General features: G+C 66.8%; 13 protein-coding genes. 2 read left to right on the top strand and 11 right to left on the bottom strand.

Annotated features, from left to right (window positions below):
- Nucleotides 1-33: 33 nt before the first annotated feature.
- Complete coding sequence (locus HOP52_RS03845; protein WP_238975944.1) at nucleotides 34-1,524, bottom strand: CoA-acylating methylmalonate-semialdehyde dehydrogenase; 1,491 nt, start codon at nucleotides 1,522-1,524, stop codon at nucleotides 34-36.
- Nucleotides 1,525-1,564: 40 nt separating this feature from the next.
- Complete coding sequence (gene aptA, locus HOP52_RS03840) at nucleotides 1,565-2,908, bottom strand: omega-aminotransferase AptA (RefSeq protein ID WP_238975943.1); 1,344 nt, start codon at nucleotides 2,906-2,908, stop codon at nucleotides 1,565-1,567.
- 157 nt (nucleotides 2,909-3,065) lie between these two features.
- On the opposite strand from aptA, the gene HOP52_RS03835 reads away from it, so the two are divergent.
- Nucleotides 3,066-3,980 (top strand): LysR family transcriptional regulator, encoded by a 915-nt coding sequence (locus HOP52_RS03835; RefSeq protein ID WP_238975942.1) that lies wholly within the window; start codon nucleotides 3,066-3,068, stop codon nucleotides 3,978-3,980.
- Nucleotides 3,981-3,996: 16 nt separating this feature from the next.
- Here HOP52_RS03835 and HOP52_RS03830 read toward each other — a convergent pair whose 3' ends face one another.
- Complete coding sequence (locus tag HOP52_RS03830) at nucleotides 3,997-4,965, bottom strand: GlxA family transcriptional regulator (RefSeq protein ID WP_238975941.1); 969 nt, start codon at nucleotides 4,963-4,965, stop codon at nucleotides 3,997-3,999.
- A 13-nt stretch (nucleotides 4,966-4,978) separates the two neighbouring features.
- Entirely contained in the window at nucleotides 4,979-6,664 is a 1,686-nt protein-coding gene (locus HOP52_RS03825; RefSeq protein WP_309674465.1) for a BCCT family transporter, read from the bottom strand.
- Between the two features lie 348 nt (nucleotides 6,665-7,012).
- On the opposite strand from HOP52_RS03825, the gene HOP52_RS03820 reads away from it, so the two are divergent.
- Nucleotides 7,013-9,820 carry an EAL domain-containing protein gene (locus HOP52_RS03820; RefSeq protein ID WP_238975940.1) on the top strand — a complete coding sequence of 936 codons (2,808 nt, stop codon included), beginning with the start codon at nucleotides 7,013-7,015 and terminating at the stop codon, nucleotides 9,818-9,820.
- Between the two features lie 15 nt (nucleotides 9,821-9,835).
- Here the strand turns inward: HOP52_RS03820 and moaA are convergent, their stop codons facing one another.
- From moaA to narI, 7 genes are all read right to left on the bottom strand, one after another.
- Entirely contained in the window at nucleotides 9,836-10,825 is a 990-nt protein-coding gene (gene moaA, locus HOP52_RS03815; RefSeq protein ID WP_238975939.1) for a GTP 3',8-cyclase MoaA, read from the bottom strand.
- Nucleotides 10,822-11,229: a putative zinc-binding protein gene (locus HOP52_RS03810; protein ID WP_238975938.1), complete on the bottom strand. Its 408-nt coding sequence runs from the start codon at nucleotides 11,227-11,229 to the stop codon at nucleotides 10,822-10,824. The genes moaA and HOP52_RS03810 overlap by 4 nt, the downstream gene beginning before the upstream one ends.
- Nucleotides 11,230-11,295: 66 nt before the next feature.
- Entirely contained in the window at nucleotides 11,296-12,039 is a 744-nt protein-coding gene (locus tag HOP52_RS03805; RefSeq protein WP_238975937.1) for a Crp/Fnr family transcriptional regulator, read from the bottom strand.
- The gene (locus HOP52_RS03800) at nucleotides 11,999-13,240 is read right to left on the bottom strand and encodes a molybdopterin molybdotransferase MoeA (RefSeq protein WP_238975936.1); all 1,242 of its coding nucleotides are present in this window, start codon (nucleotides 13,238-13,240) and stop codon (nucleotides 11,999-12,001) included. Before HOP52_RS03800 ends, HOP52_RS03805 begins: the two co-directional genes overlap by 41 nt.
- Nucleotides 13,237-13,821: a molybdenum cofactor biosynthesis protein B gene (gene moaB / locus HOP52_RS03795; RefSeq protein WP_238975935.1), complete on the bottom strand. Its 585-nt coding sequence runs from the start codon at nucleotides 13,819-13,821 to the stop codon at nucleotides 13,237-13,239. The genes HOP52_RS03800 and moaB overlap by 4 nt, the downstream gene beginning before the upstream one ends.
- 156 nt (nucleotides 13,822-13,977) lie before the next feature.
- Entirely contained in the window at nucleotides 13,978-14,799 is an 822-nt protein-coding gene (locus tag HOP52_RS03790) for a peptidylprolyl isomerase (RefSeq protein WP_238975934.1), read from the bottom strand.
- A gap of 182 nt (nucleotides 14,800-14,981) precedes the next feature.
- Entirely contained in the window at nucleotides 14,982-15,671 is a 690-nt protein-coding gene (narI, locus tag HOP52_RS03785) for a respiratory nitrate reductase subunit gamma (protein WP_238975933.1), read from the bottom strand.
- Nucleotides 15,672-15,673 lie beyond the last annotated feature (2 nt).

The raw sequence follows: 15,673 nt of genomic DNA, 5'->3' as shown, positions 1-15,673 counted from the left end.
GCCCGCTGATGGGTAAAGGATGTACTGAAGCACTCAGGAGGGAAAAGAGAACTGCGCTCCCTCGCGCACTCCGGCAGAGGGCCAGCGCTGGGTGATGGTCTTGCGCTTGGTATAAAAGCGCACCGCATCCGGACCATAGGCGGAAAGGTCGCCGAACAGGGAACGCTTCCAGCCACCGAAGCTGTGGTAGGAGACCGGCACCGGTAGCGGTACGTTGACCCCCACCATGCCCACCTGGATGCGATCGCTGAAGTAGCGCGCCGCTTCGCCATCGCGGGTGTAGATGCAGGTACCGTTGCCATACTCGTGCTCGTCGATCAGCCGCATGGCCTCTTGCATGGTGTCCACCCGCATCACCAGCAGCACCGGCCCGAAGATCTCTTCCTGGTAGCAGGTCATCTCGGGAGTGACGCGGTCGATCAATGTCCCGCCCACATAGAAGCCGTTGTCATGCCCCGGCACCTGCACGCCCCGGCCGTCGACCACGATGGTCGCGCCCTGCTGCTCGGCGCTGTCGATATAGCCGCACACCTTCTCCTGATGGGCCTTTGTGATCACCGGGCCGAAGTCGTTACTCTTGTCAGAGAAGGGACCTACCTTGAGGGACTTCATCTGCTCCTGCATCTTGGCGATCAGGGTGTCGGCGGCCTCGTCACCCACGGCCACCGCTACCGAAAGCGCCATGCAGCGCTCGCCCGAGGAGCCGAAGGCTGCCCCGGTCAAGGAGTTGACCACGTTGTCCATGTCGGCATCGGGCATGACGATGGCATGGTTCTTGGCGCCGCCCAGGGCCTGACAGCGCTTGCCGTTGGCGCTGGCTCGGGAGTAGATGTATTCCGCAATCGGCGTGGAGCCGACGAAGCTGACGGCCTGCACCCGGGAGTCATCGAGCAGGGTGTCCACGGCCTCCTTGTCGCCGTTGACCACGTTGAGCACCCCGGCGGGCAGGCCCGCCTCCAGCGCCAACTCGGCCACGAACAGCGCCGAGGTGGGGTCACGCTCAGAAGGCTTGAGCACGAAGGTGTTGCCACAGGCGATGGCCATGGGATACATCCACAGCGGCACCATGGCAGGGAAATTGAAGGGCGTGATGCCGGCGACCACGCCCAGCGGCTGGAACTCGCTCCAGGAATCGATGCCCGGCCCGGTGTTCTTGCTGTGCTCGCCCTTTAGCAGCTCGGGGGCGCCGCAGGCGTACTCCACGTTCTCGATACCGCGGGCCAGCTCGCCCTGGGCGTCGTGGACGATCTTGCCATGCTCTTCACCGACCAGACGAACGATCTCATCGGCGTGCTCCTCGAGCAGCTGTTTGAAGCGGAACATGACCCTCGCCCGTTTGGCCGGCGGGGTGTCGCGCCATGCGGGGAAGGCGGCCTGGGCAGCGGCGATGGCTTCTTCCACGGTGGCCTTGGCAGCCAGGCTTACCTGGCCCTTCACCTCGCCGGTGGAGGGGTTGTAGAGATCCTGGGTGCGCCCTTCACGGTCGACGCGCGCGCCGTTGATCAGATGGCCGAGTGTTGTCATTGGATTCCTCTCGATGGCTCGATTTCAGGGGTTGCAGTGTTCAGTCCAGCTCGCCGATGGCCTCGCCGATGGCGTTGACGACCCGGTCGATCTCATCGCGCTCGACGATGAAAGGCAGACCGAGCTGGAGGGTGTCGCCGCCGTAGCGCACATAGAAGCCCTTCTCCCAGCACTTCATGGCGATCTCGTAGGGGCGTCGGGCCGGCTCGCCGGGGTAGGGTTCGATCTGCAGGGCGCCAGCCAGGCCATAGTTGCGGATATCGCTGATATAGCGCGTGCCCTTGAGGCCGTGCAGCGCCTCCTCGAAGAGCGGGCTCATCTCGCGTACCCGCTCGATGAGGCTCTCCTGTTCGAGCACATCCAGCGTGGCCAGGGCCGCGGCGCAGGCCACCGGATGGCCGGAATAGGTATAACCATGGGGCAGCTCAAGCATGTAGTCGGGCCCACCCTGCTCCATGAAGGTGTCGTAGATTTCACCCTTCACCATCACCCCACCCATAGGCACCGCGCCGTTGGTCAGCTGCTTGGCGAAGTTCATCATGTCGGGGACCACGCCGAACGCCTCGGCGCCGGTCATGGCGCCCATGCGCCCGAAAGCGGTAATCACCTCGTCGAAGATCAGCAGGATCTCATGCTGATCGCAGATCTCACGCAGTCGCTTCAGATACCCCTTGGGCGGCGGAATCACCCCCGCGGAGCCGGCCAGGGGCTCGACGATCACGGCAGCAATGTTGGAGGCGTCGTGCAGGGCGATCAGCTCGAGCAGCTCCTCGGCCTTCTCGGCGCCGCGCTCGGGCATGCCGCGGGTGAAGGCATTCTCGGGCATCAGGGTGTGGGGCAGATGGTCGGCATCGACCCCTTGGCCGAACAGCGCACGGTTGGCGCCGATGCCGCCCAGGCTGAAACCACCGAAGTTGACCCCGTGATAGCCCTTGGCGCGACCGATCAGCTTGGTCTTGGTGGGCTTGCCCTTCTTGCGCCAGTAGGCGCGGGCGATCTTCAGGGAGGTATCCGCGCTCTCGGAGCCGGAGCCGGTGAAGAAGGCGTGGTCCAGCCCCGCCGGGGTCAGCTCGCGCAGGCGATGCGCCAGTTCGAAGGCCTTGGGGTGGCCGAACTGGAAGGCCGGCGCGTAGTCCAGCTCGCGCAGCTGGCGACTCACGGCGTCGGCGATCTCCGGGCGGGAGTGTCCGGCCCCACAGGTCCACAGGCCCGAAAGGCCATCGAAGACCCGGCGCCCCTGCGAATCCATCAGGTAGCTGCCCTGAGCGCCCACGATGATGCGCGGGTCGCGCTTGAACTGGCGGTTGCCGGTATAGGGCATCCAGTAGGCGTCCAGCTGTTCGGCGCTTAAGCCGGCGGCATAGGGAAATTCCTGAGCGGTCATGGCATTGCCTCGCGGAACCTTGTCGTTGTGGATATGCCGCGATGGGTCACTTCGCGGTGTCGATAGCCACAGACTAGGTGGCGCAATGGGTCAGTTAAATTCCCAAAAACTTAATCTCATGTAAGCTTACGGTTAACTTTCTGACCGGGAGAGAGGCATGAGCAAGCTTGCCACGATGGGGCAGGTCGGTGACGCCGATCTGCGCCTGCTGCGAATCTATCGCAAGGTGGTGGAGTGCGGCGGTTTCTCCGCCGCCCAAGTGGAGCTGGGCATCAGCAGAGCCGCCATCAGCATGGCCATGAACGACCTGGAGACGCGCCTGGGCCTGCGCCTCTGCCAGCGCGGCCGCAGCGGCTTTTCCCTGACCGACGAGGGCGCCGAGGTCTATGAGTCGACCCTGCGGCTGCTGGCTGCGGTGGAGGGCTTTAGAACCCGGGTCAACGGTCTGCACGCCCAGCTCAAGGGCGAACTCAACATCGGCATCACCGACAACCTGGTGACCATGCCCGAGATGCATATCACCCACGCCCTGAGTGCCCTGAAGGAGCGCGGCCCCGAGGTACGCATCAATATTCGCATGATCCCACCCAGCGACATCGAGCTGGCGGTACTCGACGGCCGGCTTCACACCGGCGTCGTCCCAGACCTCAGGGTTCTGCCAGGGCTCAACTATCTTTCGCTCTATGAAGAGGAGTCGCGGCTCTACTGCTCGGACGAGCACCCGCTGTTCGCAGCCGCAGAGGTCGACGAGGCGGCGCTGGCCAGCCACGCTGCCGTCGTGCCCGCCTATGCCCAGACCCCGGAGATCAAGGCGCTTCACGAATCGCTGCACGCCGCCGCCTCGGCGAGCGACAGGGAAGGCATCGCCTTTCTTATCCTCTCCGGCCGCTATCTGGGCTACCTGCCCACTCACTTCGCCGAGCGCTGGATCCGGGAGGGACGAATGCGCGCCCTGAGTCCCGAGCGCTGGCGCTATTGCACTCACTACAGCGCCATCACCCGCAAGGGGGCGCCCCCCAACCTGGTGCTGGAGAGCTATCAGGAGGAGCTGGAACGGCTGGTCAAGCGGTAGCGCGTTGCCCGGCTATTCAACCATCGAGCCGCCGCGCCTGGCGGGGCGACTGGCCGTAGTGGGCGCGAAAGGCGCGGGCGAAGCTGGAGCTGGACGAGAAGCCACAGGCCAGCCCCACCGAGAGCACATCCATGTCGGTCTCGGTGAGCAGGCGCCAGGCCCGCGCCAGGCGCTGCTGCAGATACCACTGGCGCGGGGAGCTGCCGAGGTGCTGCTCGAAGAGGCGCTGCAGCTGGCGCGGGGAGACGCCGCTGCGGCTGGCCACCTCGGCCAGCGACAGCGGGACTTCCAGGTGCTGCTCCATCAGCGCCACCGCTTCCACCAGGCGCCGGTTGTGGGTGCCCAGTCGCCGCGCCAGCGTCATGCGCTGCTGGTCGCCGCGGGTGCGGATGCGCTCGTGGATCAGCTGCTCGGAGACGTCGATGGCCAACCGCGCGCCGTGACGCCGTGAGATCACCTCCAGGGCCATGTCCATGGCTGCCGCCCCGCCGGCGCAGGAGAAGCGCCGCTCGCCCAGCTCGAACAGCTCGTCGGAGGTCTCGATGCCGGGGAAGCGCTCCTGGAAGGCGGGCAGGCTCTCCCAGTGCAGGGTGACCCGCTCCCCCTCCAGCAGGCCCGCCGCGGCGAGCAGGAAGCCGCCGGTGTCGAGCCCGCCCAGGGCGCAGCCGGCCTGGTCCAGGCGATGCAGCCAGGCCATCAGCGGCCGGCTCAGATGCGCCTCGGGGGTGAAGCCGCTGCACACCGCCAGGGACGGCAGCTGGTGCACCTCGCCGATGGCCTGGTCGACGATCAGGGTCATGCCGTTGGAGGCGGTGACCGGCTCGCCGTCTTCGCTGATCAGGGTCCAGTCGAACAGCGGACGCCCGCTGATGCGGTTGGCGATGCGCAGCGGCTCCACCGCCGCGAAGAACGCCATCATCGAAAAACGCGGCAGCAGCAGAAAGCCGACCAGCTCGGGCAGTGGCCCCCGGTACTCCAGGCGCATCGATGCCTCCTCGTCAGCCCTTGCCGCGGGCGGCCGCCCCGGAGGGAATACGCACCGCGGCAGGGTTCTGGATCAGCGACTTGAGGATTCCCAGCGTCATCAGGATGATCACCACGCTGAGCGGCAGCGCCGCGGCGATCGAGGCCGTCTGAAGCGCCCCCAGGCCGCCGGCGACCAGCAGCACCGCGGCCACCGCGCCGATCACCGCGCCCCAGAAGACCCGCATCGGCTTGGCCGGGTCGTCATTGCCCAGCGACAGGATGGTGGTGATCACCAGGGTGCCGGAGTCGGAGGACGTGATGAACCAGCTGGCCAGCAGCAGGGTCGCCAGGGCCGACACGGCCCAGGAGAGCCAGGGCGTGGCGCTGATGCCATCGATGGTGCCGAAGAGCGCCGCCGGCAGGTTCCAGTTGCGCACCAGCTCGATCAGCCCGGCGCTGCCGACGCCACCCTCGGCGGTCAGCTCCTGGTGCATGGCCACGCCGCCGAACACGCTGAGCCAGCCGATGATGATCAGGGTGGGGATCAGCATCACGCAGAACATGAACTCGCGCAGGGTCCGGCCCCGGGAGATACGAGCGATGAACAGCCCGACGAACGGCGCCCACGCCAGCCACCAGCCCCAGTAGAAGATGGTCCAGTCGCCCTGCCACTGGGCCGCCCCCTCCTCCTGGGGAAACCATAGCCCCATCTGCACGAAGTTGCCCAGATAGTGGCCCAGCGACTCGCCGAACATGCCCAGCAGCCAGGCGGTGGGACCGCCGAACAGGAAGAAGCCCAGCAGCACCAGCGACATCACGATATTCCACTGGGAGAGGATCTTGATGCCGCGCCCCACGCCGGAGACCGCCGACAGGATCGACAGGACGCTAATCCCGGCGATCAGCGCCAGCTGGGTGGGGTTGCCCGGGTCGATGCCAAACAGCCGCTCCAGGCCGGTGGCGATCTGGCTCACCCCCAGGCCCAGCGAGGTGGCGACACCGAACACCGCGCCGAATACCGCCAGCAGGTCCACCAGGTGGCCGATGGGACCGTAGATACGCTTGCCGATGAAGGGGTAGAGCGAGGAGCGCAGCGCCAGCGGCAGCTTCTTGCGGTAGGCGAAGTAGGCCAGCGACAGCCCCACCAGCACGTAGACGGCCCAGCCGTGCAGCCCCCAGTGGAAATAGGTTACCGACAGGGCGGTAACCGCGCGCTCATGGCCGATCTCGGTGGCACCGGCCAGGTCGGCATAGGGGCTGTTGGGATAGCCGAAGGCCCCGCTGTCATCGAGGTAGAAGAGCGGCTCGGCGACGCCGAAGAAGAGGATACCGATGCCAATCCCCGCCGAGAACAGCATGGCGATCCAGGCAAAGGTCGAGAAGTCCGGGCGGCTGTCATCGTCGCCCAGGCGGATGCGCCCGAAGGGGCTGAGCAGCAGGCCGAAGCAGACGGCGATGAGAAACACCAGGGTGATGATGTAGTACCAGCTGAAGGTGCTCTCGATCCAGGCCCGGGCGGTACCGAAGACGCTGCCGGCAAGCTCGGTATCCAGCGCCGAGAAGAGCACGAAGGCGAGAATGATGCCGGCGGCCCATAGGGTCATGCCGCGATGGGTGCCGCGGAACAGCCCCTGCTGTTCCACCAGCGCATAGTAGCGATGCGAAGCGTCGAGGGACTGGCGTGGCGTCCCGGAGGCAGGTTCTTGCGAATCGGTCATGCGAATCTCCTGTGAAGCGACAGAGGCCTACATCTTGCCTGCCGACCGGAGGACTACTCCGCGCAACACGCCATTTTATATACAAAAAGCGACAAACAAGCCACATGAGGCGCCAGCAGTATCCACAATACGCAGAGAGACCCCGCATAGGTGCGGGCCAAGCCCACCTGTCACGCCTCGGCGTGGCGCCCGACCGCCTTCGCCCTTGGGTGTACGCCACGCCGACTCACGTCAAGGCCGAGTCGTGGTAGAGTCTGACTTGCCATTCTTCGAATAAACACAACTATCCCGCCTGACGAGTGAGCCCGGTCGCGTCTGCCTACAGGACGCAGACAACGAGAAAATGACATGCATCAATTTTTCAACCGCCTTTCACTCGAGGCCCGCTTTATCATTGCCCTTAGCCTGCCGCTGATCACGCTGATCTGGCTGGCTACCTCGGGCGCTCTGGAGCGACAGAAGCTGGCCGTCAACATGTCTGAGCTTCAGGCACTCACCTCGCTTGCCGTGGATGCCGGCGACCTGGTGCATCGTTTGCAGGTCGAGCGTGGCATGAGCTCGGGCTTTCTCGGCAGCGGCGGGAGCCACTTCGGGGAACAGCTGCATGAAGCGCGGCGGCAAACCGACCGTCAAGTATCGCGCTTTCACGACCGGCTACAGGGTTTTGATATTTCACGACTGGCCGAGCAGCAGGCGAGCGGCCGGACGATTGCCAACTTCTCCCTGCACCAGGGTCCCCTTGAGGACGACCAGAGCTACCTCTCCTTCCTCCAGGACATTCGGGGCACGACGCGCTCCTTCGAGAGGCTGCAGGGCATCCGCGATGATGTGAATGCCCACCGTCTCGAAGCGGATGACGCCATTCGCTACTACAGCCAGGTCAACTATCGGCTGAACGCCCTGATCGGACAGCTGACCCACCTCACCGACCAGGGCGAGATCAACCGCAAGCTCGGCGCCTATCATGCCCTGCTGATGTACAAGGAGCTGGCGGGGTTGGAGCGCGCTCTGCTGTCCAATGCACTGGCCAGGGGACTGCTGCCCCAGACGATCTACCAGCGAATCATGCCGATGATGGGCGAGCAGAGTGCCTTTCTGGCCACCTTCCACAACCTGGCCGACCGGCAGGCCAGCGCCGCCCTTTCGGCACTGCTGACGGCCGATGAAACCCGCCAGTTGGAAGCCTTTCGTCAGCGCATCATCGATCGGGGGCCGCTGGCCAAGCTCGACGTCACCCCCGATCAGTGGTTCGACTGGAAGACCCTGAAGATAGAACATATCAAGACGGTGGAAGACACCCTATCGAACGACATCATGGCCACGGCGGCTGGGCTCAAGGCCGCCGCACAGGGTGAGCTGACCCAGTACCTGGCTCTCTCCATCGTCTCGACGCTGATCGCCGTACTGCTCTCTTTCCTGATCATTCGAAACATCCAGAACCGGCTGCAGCTGGCCGCCAATGTCTTCCACCACACCCAGGACGGCATTACCGTCACCGGCCCCGACGCCACCATTCTCGACCTCAACGACGCCTTTACGCGAATCACCGGCTATCCACGCGAGGAGGCCATTGGCCGAAATCCGCGTTTCCTCCAGTCGGGCCGACAGGATAGCGCCTTCTATCGCGCGCTATGGAATGAGCTTCTGACCACCGGCTCCTGGCAGGGGGAGATCTGGAACCGACGCAAGAACGGCGAGGTCTATGCCGAGCTTTTGACCATCAACGCCGTGCATGACAAACGCGGCCGGCTGCAGAACTATGTGGCGGTGTTTTCCGACATCACCGAGCGCGCCAGCGAACATCAGCGCCAGCTGGTGCACAGCGCCAATCACGATCCCCTTACCGACCTGCCCAATCGCATGCTGCTGGGCGACCGACTGCGCCATGCGCTGAGCATCAGTCGCCGCAGCAACACCCCGCTGGTGGTCGCCATCATCGACCTGGACGACTTCAAGTCGCTCAACGAAACGTACGGTCATGCGCTGGGCGACCGGGTGCTGGAGCTGCTGGCCAAGCGCTTCCAGTCGGCGCTGCGCGAGGGGGATACCCTGGCCCGGCTGGGGGGTGACGAGTTCGCCGCGGTGATCGAGGAGTTGGCCGCAGCCGACGACGCCAAGCCGATCCTGCAGCGGCTGCAGCAGGAGGCCGCCCAGCCCATCCGGCTCGAGGGCGTCACCCTTCACTGCTCGGCCAGCATCGGCGCGACCCACTATCCAGACGACGCCAGCGATGCCGATACGCTGCTGCGCCACGCCAACCAGGCCATGCACGAGGCCAAGCTCAACGGCCGCAACCGCCTGCACTGGTTCGACCCCCGGCACAACCACGACCAGTCGGCGCTGTCGCGCCTGGTCGAACGTATCGAAGCCGCCCTGACCAACGGCGAGCTGGTGCTGCACTACCAGCCCAAGGTCAACATGCGCACCGGCAGGCTGATCGGCGCCGAGGCCCTGCTACGCTGGCAGGATCCGGAAGGCGGGCTGGTACCGCCCGGCGATTTCCTGCCGCAGATCGAGCGGCACCCCATATCGGTCAAGATCGGCAACTGGGTGATCGAGACAGCACTCAATGAGGTACAGCGCTGGCAGTCGCTCGGCCTGGCGCTCCCGGTAAGCGTGAACATCAACGCCCTGCAGCTGCAGCAGCCCGACTTCGTCGCGCGGCTCGGCGAGCAGTTGGCCGCACACGCCGACGTCGCCCCCGGCGCCCTGGAGCTGGAGATCCTCGAAAGCGCCGCCATCGGCGACATCGCCCTGGCCGGCGAGGTCATCCGCCAGTGCCGGGCACTGGGCGTCGCGGTATCGCTGGACGATTTCGGCACCGGCTATGCTGCCCTGGAGTACCTCAAGTACCTGCCCGCCGACCGGCTCAAGATCGATCGCACCTTCATCCGCGACATGCTGGACGACACTGGCGATCTGGCCATCGTCAAGGGCATCATCGGCCTGGCCGAGGCGTTCGAGTTCCAGGTCATTGCCGAGGGCGTGGAAACCGAGGCCCAGGGTCGCCGGCTGATCGCGCTGGGCTGTGAACAGGCCCAGGGGTTCGGCATCGCCCGCCCCATGCCGAGTCGCGACCTGGTGGAGTGGAGCGCATGCTGGCAGCCGCCGGCCGGATGGAATCAGGCCGGGGAGAAGACGGAACCGGAAAGATAGACACAGTGCCGGAGGCTAGCCCCCGGTCATATTCATGAAGCGCACCACCTGGACGTCGCCGTCGGTGGTGAAGTGGTGGCGCTCGGGCTTCTTGGTCATGGCGGCGACGATGGCGGCCTTCAAGCGCTCGGTGTCGCTGGGGTGGCGACGCAGCACGGCGCGCAGGTCCACCGAATGCTCGTTGCCCAGGCACAGCAGCAGGCGGCCCTCGGCGGTGACCCGCACCCGGTTGCAGGCGTCGCAGAAGTTGTGGCTGTGGGGCGAGATAAAGCCGATACGGCTCTCTGAATCCGCCATGCGGTAGTAGCGCGATGGCCCCAGGGTGGTCTCGGTGGTGGGAATCAGCGCGTGGCGCGTCTCGATGGCGGCGCGCACCGTGTCGCTCGAGCAGAAGGTCTCGGCGCGGTCGTGACCGATGGCCTCGCCCAGCGGCATCTCCTCGATGAAGCTGATGTCGACCCGCTCCTGGCGGGCGAACTCGACCAGGTCGAGCACCTCGTCGTCATTGCGCCCCTTGAGGATCACCGCGTTGAGCTTGATTCGGGTAAACCCGGCCTCGCGGGCGGCGCGGATGCCGTCGATGACCGTGGCCAGCTCGCCGGTACGGGTCAGCGCCCGAAAGCGCCCCGGGTCCAGGGTGTCGAGGCTGACGTTGAGGCGCGAAAGGCCGCCCTCGCGAAGCGCCCGGGCGTGCTTGGCGAGTCCCGAGCCGTTGGTGGTCATGGCGAAGTCGCGCAGCCCCGGCAAGGCCCCGACCTCAGCGACCAGGGTCTCGATGTTGCGCCTGACCAGCGGCTCGCCGCCGGTGAGGCGGATCTTCTCCACGCCGAGCTCGACGAAGGCCCGGCACAGGGTGGCCATCTCCTCCAGGGTCAGCACCTGAGCCCGGGGCAGGAAGGTCATCTCCTCGGCCATGCAGTAGACGCAGCGGAAGTCGCAGCGGTCGGTGACCGACAGGCGAACGTAGCGGACGGTGCGGCCGAAGCCGTCGATCAGGGCGGTCATGGACTCGCCTCCACGTGAGCGCTGGCGTGCAGGGGCAGCCGCGCGATCAGCTCGCCGACATCCTCGGCCACCTCGGCCACGACGTCATCGCCATAGCGCTGGCCGCGGCGTTTGCGCAGGCCGCGCTTATAGAGCTTGACGTGCTCGGTGGCGGTGACCCCGGCCCGGGCCAGGCAGTGGCTAACGCAGTGCATCGGGCAGCCGTCGATGGCGACGATGGGTCGGCCGGAGCGGGCGACTTTCACCAGCCCGGGCACCCCGCCGCCCACGCCAGCGATGCAGGACATCTCCGCCACGCCGCCGTGGTCGAGGCGCAGCGCCACATCGTTGGCGAGCTGCGCCACGTCCGAGCAGCCCGAGCAGGAGTAGATCAGGGTGCGCGGTTTGTCGGCGGTTCGGGACATGCGGCCTCCCAGTTCCAGTTTCCAGTAGGTCGTTCGCTGCCGCGGAGCGATGTCGCTCGCGCCGCGTCAGTCGTCGGTGACCATGGCGTCGCGCAGCTTCTGTTCATCGAGCACGGTGAGCCGCTGGCGGTCGATATTGATGGCGCCGCTGTCGCGCAGCTTGGCCAGCAGCCGCGACAGGGTCTCCGGGGTCATCGCCAGCTGGGACGCCAGCCAGCGCTTGGGAATGGAGAGACGCACCACCCGCGGCCCCTTCGCGCGGCTCGAGGGCAGCTGGCGCAGGATATAGCTGACCAGCCGCGACATGGCGTCGGCCTGAGTCAGCAGCGCCAGGTCCTCGAGGCGCTCGGTGAGCTCCACGGCCAGGCGACTCATGAACTCGGCGCGGCAGGCCGGCTGGCGGTCCATGATCTCGCGGCAGCGCGCGGCGGGAATCGCCAGCACATGGGTGCGCCGCAGCGCCTCCGCCGAATAGAGATAGACCCCGGTGCTGGAGACCATGCTCAGCTCGCCCAGGGTGCCGCCGCGCTCGACGCAGCGAATGGTCGCCAGGCGGCCATCGCCGGCGGAGCGCGTCAGGCGCACGGCGCCATTGATGACGATATACAGCCAGTGCGCCGGGGCGTCCTGGCGAAACAGCCACTCGCGATTCTTCAGCTCGAGCAGCTCGGAGTCTTCCAGCAGCGACTCGATCTCCTCGCCCTCGAGCTGGCCCAGCCAGGGAACCCCCAGCACCAGCTCACGCAGCTGCTTGGGCTTGAACAGCAGGTCAGCCGACGAACTGTCCGGCGGGCAGATAGGGGTAGTCATGACCTTCCTCCACGTCTGTGTCAGCGACCATCATCAGATAGCCATGTGCCTGGCTGGCGGCCCGCAGCATATGCGACCCCTGGCCGCCGGCCAGCAGGGCGACCGGCTGGCCGCCCTGCCAATCGAGTACCACCCGCAGCAGCTCCCGCCGCCCGGGGCTGGCCCGCCGGGAGAACCCCGCGCGCACGGCGAACTGCTGCAGCGCTGCCACCTCACCCCCCTGGCAGCCCTGGACGAAGGGCCTGGCCAGCAGCTGCCAGCCCACCAGCGAGGCCACCGGGTTACCCGGCAGGCCGATCAGCGGCGTGCCGTCCGGGGTGCCGTCGTCCAGGTAGCCGAAGGCGAACGGCTTGCCGGGCTTGATCGCCACCCCGTGGAAGCGAATGCCGCCCAGTTGCTCGAGCACCGGTCGCACATGGTCTTCCTCGCCCACCGAGACCCCGCCGGTGCAGATGACGAGATCCGCGCGGTCGCGGGCGGTGACGAAGGCCTGGTGCAGCGCCGCCGGCGTATCGGCGATAATGCCCAGGTCGATGACCTCACAGCCCGCCTGGGCAAGCAACGCCTGCAACATCACTCGGTTGCTATTGTATACTTGACCGGTTTCGTAGGGTATCCCCGGCTCGATCAGTTCATCACCTGTGGAGAGCAGTGCCACCCGAAGGCGCCGCCGCACCGCTACTTCGGCCAGGCCTTGACTGGCGATCATCGCCAGGGCCGCTGCGTTCAGCGAGGCGCCCGCCTCGAGCAGGGTGTCGCCGACCCGGTACTCCTCCCCACGGCGGCGAATATTGGCCCCCGGCCGGGCCTCGCCCAGCACCTGCACCCGCCCGCTAGCGTCCAGCCGCACCCGCTCCTGGGGCACCACGCAGTCGGCCCCCTCGGGCACCGGAGCGCCGGTGAAGATCCGCGCACAGCCCCCTTCGGGAAGACGCTGAGCGCCGGCACCCGCCGGTACCCGCATGAGGACCGGCAGGCCCGCATCGCTCAGCTCGGCGAGGCGCAGGGCATAGCCGTCCATTGCGCTGTTGTCGATGCCCGGCATGTCGAGGCCGGCCACCAGGTCGTGGGCCAGCACGCGTTCGGCCGCCTGCTCCAGGGGCAGGCGCTCCTCGTCCGTCAGCGGCCTGGCCGCGGCGATCATCCGCTCCCGGGCCTCCAAGAGGTCGAGCAGCCCCTTGGCAAGGCTGGCACAGCTCATGCCTGCACTCCTTGACCGTGGTCAGGCGCCGTCTCGGGATCACGAGAGCCACAGCGGGTCGACTCGGGCAGCACCATGGCGACGAAGTTGCAGGGCCGGGTGCGGGCATCGAGCTGGCTTGCGAGGATGCCGTCCCAGGCGGTGGCGCAGGCCCTGGGCGAGCCCGGCATGGAGAAGATCAGGGTACGATTGGCCACGCCGGCCACGGCGCGGGACTGGATGGTGGAAGCGCCGATGCTCTCGAAGGAGAGCTGGCGAAACAGCTCGCCGTAGCCGTCCACCGCTTTGTCGAACAGCGGGGTCAGGGCCTCCGGCGTGGTATCGCGGGGCGTGAAGCCAGTGCCGCCGTTGACCAGGATCACCTGGATATCGTCGCGCACCACCCACTTGGAGACCACCGCCCGGATGCGGTAGATGTCGTCGGGCACGATGCGCCGCTCGACCAGCGCATGGCCGGCCTCGGACAGACGCTCGCTGAGCAGGTCGCCGCTGCCGTCACGGTCGAAGCCGCGGGTATCCGAGACGGTCAGCACGGCGATGCCGAGCGACGTGAAGGCGGTATCCTGGTGGACATGAGACATGAATAGCCCTCCCGGCCCCCAGCGTGTGGCGTGTACCGCGGGGCGACAGCCCGCCTGCGGCACCGCCCCGCCTGGGCGCGGCCTGGTGTGAAGTGGTAAGCGAAAGAATCCGGTCGAAAGGCGCTGCCGGGGCCGACACGCCCCGGCAGTGCGGCATCACTGCATCAAGGCGTTGGCGCTGTCGTCGTCCAGGGTAATGCCCTCGACGCCGGTCTCGGCCTCGAGCGCCAGCAGGTAGTGACGCAGGGCACGACGCGTGGAGTGCTCACGCAGGCTGTGGCGCACCCGGTCGAACACCTCCTCGAAAGGCAGGCGCTGGCCGCCCAGGCGCTGGTCGATAAGCACCACATGCCAGCCGTAGCGCGAGGCCAGCGGCCGCTCGTGCAGCCCTTCGGGCAGGTGCTGCAGGGCGCGGTCGAGCTCGGCCACGGTCTGCCCCGGGGCCAGCCAGCCCAGCTCCCCGCCCTCGTCCTTGGACGGGCAGGCGGAGTGGCGCTGGGCAAACTCGGTGAAGCGCTCCGGGATCTCCTGGAGCTCGGCGATCAGCCGCTCCCCCAGGCGGTACTGGGCATCGCGCGCCTCGGCGTCGTCCGGCGCCGCGGGAAGCAGGATATGGCGCACGGCCAGCCGCGTCGGCTCGCTGAAGCGCTCGGAGTCGGCATCGAAGAAACGCCGACAGTCCGCCTCGCTGGGTTCGGGCACCTCGAGCTCCCGCTCGAGCAGGGCGGCGATGGCGGCGTCGTTGTCGCCCTCGTCGTCGCTGTCCGCCGCGACCAGGCCCAGCGCCACGGCGCGACGCCGCAGCAGCTCGCGCACCACCAGGGCGCGGGCCGCCTGGAGCTGTGCCTCGCCGGCGCTGGGCGCGGGGTGGTACTGCATCTCGAGAGCGATGTCGGACTCGGCGATAGTGGTATCACCGACCCGGATGGGAGGGGGGCTCGCGCCCCCCGGGATCTGCTCGATATCGATCATCTGCATGGTGATAAATCCTTACAGCTCAATTCATACCAGGGCCGGTGAGAGGGGCTGATCCGGCGGCAGGCCTGCGAGGAGGCGCTGTAAACCCTTCCCTGGGCGCTACATTTGCCATCCATGGCAAATGACCTCCTCTACGGCCTACCCCCGGCGCCCCGCGTCGAGGGTAGCCAGCACTGACTCTCTCAGCCCCGCTTGCGCACCAGCTGGTAGCGCCGGGTGATATAGCCCAGCGGAATGCTCCACACGTGCACCAGGCGCGAGAAGGGGAACAGCAGGATGATGGTCAGACCCACGAAGATATGCAGCTTGTAGATCCAGGACACCCCTTCCATGTACTGGGCAGCGCCGCCGCCGAAGAAGACGATCGCCTGGGCCCAGCTGGAGAGGGTGACCATCATCTCGCCGTCCAGGTGGCCCAGCGAGAAGAACACGGTGATCATGCCCAGCGCCGCCTGGAAGACGATCAGCCCGAGGATGGCGGTATCCATGGTGCTGGAGGAGGCGCGCACCCGCGGATTGGTGATGCGGCGATGCAGCAGCATGGCGCCGCCCACGAGACATGCGATGCCGGCGGCCCCGCCCACCACGATGGCGATCAGCTGCTTGGTGCCGGCGTGCAGGAAGGGCGAGTAGACCCACTGCGGCGTCAGCATGCCGAACAGGTGACCGAAGAAGATCACGATGATGCCGACATGGAAGAGGTTGCTGGCCAGGCGCATGTTCTTCGACGAGAGCATCTGGCTGGAGCCGGTCTTCCAGGTGAACTGGCCGTGGTCGTAGCGCAGCAGGCTGCCAACCAGGAAGACGGTGCCGACCAGGTACGGGTAGTAGCCGTAGATCAGGTGGTCGAGATAGGTGCCGAATGCAGACATGG

This window comes from Billgrantia campisalis (assembly GCF_022341425.1).
Classification (GTDB): Bacteria; Pseudomonadota; Gammaproteobacteria; order Pseudomonadales; family Halomonadaceae; genus Halomonas; species Halomonas campisalis.
Note: the sequence above shows the minus strand (reverse complement) of the source record. Positions and strands in the feature narration are given on the sequence as shown.